Origin of the sequence: Testudinibacter crocodili (genome assembly GCF_006228025.1) — a bacterium.
GTDB lineage: Bacteria > Pseudomonadota > Gammaproteobacteria > Enterobacterales > Pasteurellaceae > Chelonobacter.
Genome location: NZ_VDHF01000123.1, coordinates 1 through 5,191, shown reverse-complemented (window position 1 = coordinate 5,191; position 5,191 = coordinate 1). Strand labels below are relative to the sequence as shown.

Genomic DNA, 5,191 nt, shown 5'->3' with positions numbered 1-5,191 from the left:
AGACTTTAGTTTATTTTTTCGTCCCACTGAATAACAGTAAGACTTTACCAATGCCTTGCACAAGTGCCCACACAGATTGTCTGATATATTGTTAAAGAACAGTCACAACCACTCGCTTCAAATCAGAACGCTGCGTCGTTGTGAGGTGCGCATTATAGACATTCAGGAATTCTTTGCAACCCCTTTTTCTCACTTTTTTTCTGTTTTTTATCAAACGGTGGTTTTTTATTCGAAATATCGTTCTATGGGCATAAAAAAGGCGATAACTTGCTCAAGTTACAGGTTATCGCCCATTTTATTACTTAATATTTAATCTTCGGCTTTCTCTTCCGGCAAACGCTTCACTGCCACAATTAATCCACCCCAGATAATGACTAATGCAATAACCATCATAATAATTGCTGAAGTACTCATTTTTCTTCTCCTATTACTCTTTATCCGTCATTTGGTTAACCGGGCCATCTTGCGTTGCTACGCTCAAACCAGCGGATTCACGTAATTTAATCACTTTATAATCCAATTGGCGATCCAAAATCGGTGGCGCCACTGGCGCACCATCAATATCATGTTGATATAATCCAGAGCGTTTTGACCAATTCAAACGCGATAGCAAGAATGAAATCACCACGATTCCGATTGCCATGCCCCATCCAAAAGTATTCACAAACCACGTTGGATAACCACCATAGCCTTCTGACAAACGTTTTACAATCTCGGTAATTAAAATATAACCCAACATAACCGGGGTTACACCACCCACAAAGAGTTGCCATTTACGTCCTAAGCGGAATGAAGAAGTAGCATTTAAATGATTACGTAAACTTGGCAATGCGCTGATGCCAGCAACCAAGAACACGACAGAAATCAACGCTACCGCCACAATACCAAAGTTATTAACATAGGAATCGACCACATCGAGCAGCGACAGTCCCGTTGTCGTTGGAAATAATAAAACTGAAACCAACATCATTGGTACACTAACGATCAGCGTTGCTTTCACCCGTCCCATTCCCAATTTGTCTTGCACTGATGCAATGATAACTTCTAAAATTGAAATAAGCGAAGTCAAGCCGGCAAATACCAACGAACCGAAGAATAAAATTCCAATTAATTCGCCAAATGGTGCTTGAGAGATAATGGTTGGAAAGGCAATAAATGCCAACCCAATACCGGAGGCTGCCACTTCAGAAACTGGTTTACCTGCCGCCGCCGCCATAAAACCAAGTGCTGCAAACACCCCAATACCCGCCAATACTTCAAAGCTGCTGTTAGCAAAACCAACCACCAAGCCAGAACCCGTCAAGTCTTCTTTTTTCTTCAGATAAGACGAATAAGTCAACATAATGCCGAAACCTACTGACAATGAGAAGAAGATCTGCCCGTATGCAGCCACCCAAACCGAAGCATCACTTAATTTTGACCAATCCGGTGTAAACAGCGTATCCAACCCTTGCACTGCGCCTGGTAAAAATAGCGAACGTACCACCAAAATAAGGAACATCAACAACAATAATGGAATGAAAATTGATGACGATTTTGCGATACCCTTTTGTACCCCTAATGCCAAAATGCCGATAGATACCAACCAAACTGCCAATAAAGGCCAGGTTACCGATGCTACAAAGTCAAAACTAACCCCTGGTTCACTCGACATCTTCAAATAATCATTAAAGAAGAAGCTGCTTGGATCCGCCCCCCAACTATGATTAATGGAAAAGAAAGTATAAGACGTCGCCCAACCGATAATCACGGCATAATACAACCCGATGATCACGCAAATCATCACCTGCCACCAACCTATGGTTTCCATGCCACCAAATAAACGACGAAATGCCAGTGGCGGAGAACCACGATATTTATGTCCAATAGCATAATCTAAAAACAGCAATGGAATTCCCGCAGTCAACAGCGCGACAACATACGGTAAAATAAATGCGCCACCACCATTTTCATAAGCTACATAAGGGAAACGCCAAATGTTTCCCAACCCGACAGCGGATCCAATCGCCGCAAAAATAAAAGCACGGCGTCCGGAAAATGTCTCACGTGAAGACGGCATACCTGCATTATGTTGAGACATAGCTCAACCTCCTAAAGTTATTGTCATTATTTAAAGAATAAGAATAGATAATATCTAACGGTGAGAACTATATAGTAAATTTTCACTTAAAAAAAGTACCCCACTTTAAAAAATCACTATTAAATTGCTTTAATTGCTATTTAATTATCTTACAAACCGCACTTTTTATACCTGATTATTTCCTGTGATAAAATGATGCATCAACATTTTTGCCATTTACAACTGCAATTATTCAAAATAAGATGCTAAAAACAGCCATTTAATCAGGAGAAAATACCATGTCTAAATTTAACGCATTACAAAAAAATCGCCGCTCAATTTATAGTATCGGTAAAAATGTTACATTATCACAAGATCAACTTACTGCTTTAATTAAAGACGCTGTGCGCGAAGCGCCGTCCTCTTTCAACTCACAATCTTCCCGCGCAGTCATTTTGTTCGGTGCAGAACATGAAAGGCTATGGAATATTGTATTAGATACGTTACGCAGCATGATCCCGGCAGAAGCTTTTGCCGCCACAGAGACCAAAGTAAATAACTGCTTCAAAGCGGGTTTTGGAACCGTATTATACTTTGAAGATCAAAACGTAGTCACTGGCTTACAACAGCAATTCGCTGCTTATGCTGATAACTTCCCTATTTGGTCAGAACAAGCCAGCGGCATCGCACAATATGCAGTTTGGCTAGCCTTAGCAGAAGCCGGAATAGGCGCCACCTTACAACATTACAACCCAATTATCGACGAAACTGTTGCCAAAATCTGGGACATTCCGGCAAGCTGGAAACTACGCGCCCAAATGCCATTTGGCAGCATCGAAGCCGCCGCTGGTGAAAAAACCTATATGGAGGATGAACAACGTTTTAAAGTTTTTGGTTAAGCTGTAAAAATTAACCGCACTTTTAACATAAAAATAGATAAAAGTGCGGTTAATTTAAGTCTCTGGGGTGGGATTTATTATTTACGCATATCTAACAAATGATCGGCATTTTCTAAGGTTACCACAGTCCACGGTACATCATAACGTTTAGATTTTCCATCATTCCAGTCCATTTTTCCTTGATATTGTTGCCAAATATCTGACATTGGTTGATAACTGTCGCCAACTACGGCTTTCATCACAACATCAATCGAACCATGAATTTGCCCTCTGGCATCTTGTAAAATTGAAGTCATTTTCTTCTCTTTTACCGCATGAATCGCATCACTTACACCATCAACACCAGCTATTGCAAAATCATACACATTTAAACCCGCACTTTGAATCGCTTCGATTGCGCCGAGTGCCATTTCATCATTTTGTGCAATTACCCCATTAATTTTACCACGATGTTTTTGTAGCCAGTTTTCCATTAACGGAATCGCTTCTGAACGAGACCAATTTGCGGTTTTTCGTTCTAAAATTGTAATATTTCCTTCACCACATTCAGCAATGGCGCGTTCATTACCTTGCCCACGTTGAATTTCTCCAGAGCCGCCTTTCGGACCTTCAATAATCACAACATTCCCTTTGCAGTTCATTTTTTCCAATACGGCTTTCGCTTCTAAATATCCGCCTTCAACATCATCAGACACCACCTCACTTGTCATTTTATCGGTATTTAAACGCGCATTTGTCACCACGACCGGAATATTCGCTTTATTCGCCATCGTCACAACATCAATATTAGCTTCATAATCCATTGGATTAATAATAATCGCATCGGTTTTGGTTTGAATTGCTGTTTCTGCTTGATTATTTTGCACCAACGGATCATAACGCCCATCATAAATAGTTAATGTTGCTAATCCTTGTTTTACCGCAGGATGATCCTTTGCTGATTTTTCCATTAATTGCACAAATTCCGCTTTCATTCCGTACATTAAAATTGAAATTTTAACGGGTGATTTTTGTGCAATTGCTGTCGTTGAAACCGCCAATGCAACTGATGTTAAGAGCCATTTTTTCATAACATAAATCCTCTTTAAGTTGAGAAAACCGTGTTATACAACAACACATTATCGACGTTGTTTGCGTGATGGATCTAACATCACAGCAACAACAATAAGTACACCTTTTATCAGCTGTTGGTAATACGACTGTACCCCCAACAAATCCAATCCATTATTCAAAACTCCGATAATCAAAATTCCGAAAAACGTTCCCATTAATGTCCCGACCCCACCAACCATACTCGTTCCGCCAATCACAACCGCAGCAATTGCATCAAGTTCATAAGCTGTTCCTGCATTTGTTTGTGCCGAACCGGTTCTTGCTGTCAAAATTAATCCGGCTATCGCAGCTAAAACACCGCAGAAGGTATAAACCAAGACTTTAATTTGAAATACATTAATCCCTGAAGTGCGGGTACTTTTTTCATTTCCACCGACAGCATAAATATAACGACCAAACGGCATTTTATTTAAGATTATCCACGCAATGACAAAGATGAAAATAAATACCACTACCGGAATAGGAATACTGTCAAATAAATAACCGTTTCCTAACCAGCGAAAATCAGGATTTAATTGTGAAACAGGGTTACCGTCGGTTGAAAGTAAGGTTAATCCGCGTGCAATTGATAACATTCCCATCGTAACAATAAAGGGTTGTAAATTATATTTAGCAATCACCGCACCATTAATAAAACCAGCCAATGCCCCTACTATAATTGCAATAAAAACAGGTAACCAAAGTGCCATATCAGTATCGCCAATCGCAAGGCTACCGCTAGTCGCAAAACGAGCAGAAATAATACCGGCTAGAGCCAACACTGCCCCAACAGATAAATCTACACCTGCAGTAATAATAACGAATGTCATACCTATTGCTAAAATGCCATTGATAGACACTTGTCGCAAAATAATCAGCGCATTATCTCTACTTAAAAAGTAGTTATCTGCCCAATTTCCATAATAAACTGAAATTTCACCAGCAATCGTAATCGCCAAACACAATGCAATAAATGCAAAAATAATTCCGTAGCGATTTAATGTTTTCTTATAATCTAGCTTATTTAGCGATAATATATTATTCATAATTTTACCTTTATTATAAATCAGACGGATAAGTTCATCAGTGTTGCTTGTGTTAATTCACCTCTTGTCAAAACACCGTTTATTTTTCCATTTTT

Annotated in this window: 4 protein-coding genes and 1 pseudogene; 1 reads left to right on the top strand and 4 read right to left on the bottom strand. The window is 39.6% G+C overall.

What is annotated here, in order from left to right; genetic code table 11:
• Nucleotides 1-309: 309 nt before the first annotated feature.
• Nucleotides 310-414: a methionine/alanine import family NSS transporter small subunit gene (locus tag FHQ23_RS11450; RefSeq protein ID WP_139614438.1), complete on the bottom strand. Its 105-nt coding sequence runs from the start codon at nucleotides 412-414 to the stop codon at nucleotides 310-312.
• A 178-nt stretch (nucleotides 415-592) separates the two neighbouring features.
• Nucleotides 593-2,080: pseudogene (locus FHQ23_RS11445) on the bottom strand (sodium-dependent transporter); the annotation flags it as partial.
• A gap of 278 nt (nucleotides 2,081-2,358) precedes the next feature.
• Between FHQ23_RS11445 and FHQ23_RS11440 the strand changes: the two are divergent.
• A complete protein-coding gene (locus FHQ23_RS11440) occupies nucleotides 2,359-2,958 on the top strand; it encodes a nitroreductase family protein (RefSeq protein WP_139614436.1) in 600 nt (199 codons plus the stop codon).
• 77 nt (nucleotides 2,959-3,035) lie between these two features.
• Here FHQ23_RS11440 and FHQ23_RS11435 read toward each other — a convergent pair whose 3' ends face one another.
• On the bottom strand, nucleotides 3,036-4,028 hold the full coding sequence (locus FHQ23_RS11435; RefSeq protein WP_139614435.1) for a substrate-binding domain-containing protein: 993 nt from the start codon (nucleotides 4,026-4,028) through the stop codon (nucleotides 3,036-3,038).
• A 48-nt stretch (nucleotides 4,029-4,076) separates the two neighbouring features.
• Nucleotides 4,077-5,096: an ABC transporter permease gene (locus FHQ23_RS11430; RefSeq protein WP_139614434.1), complete on the bottom strand. Its 1,020-nt coding sequence runs from the start codon at nucleotides 5,094-5,096 to the stop codon at nucleotides 4,077-4,079.
• Nucleotides 5,097-5,191: the final 95 nt, after the last annotated feature.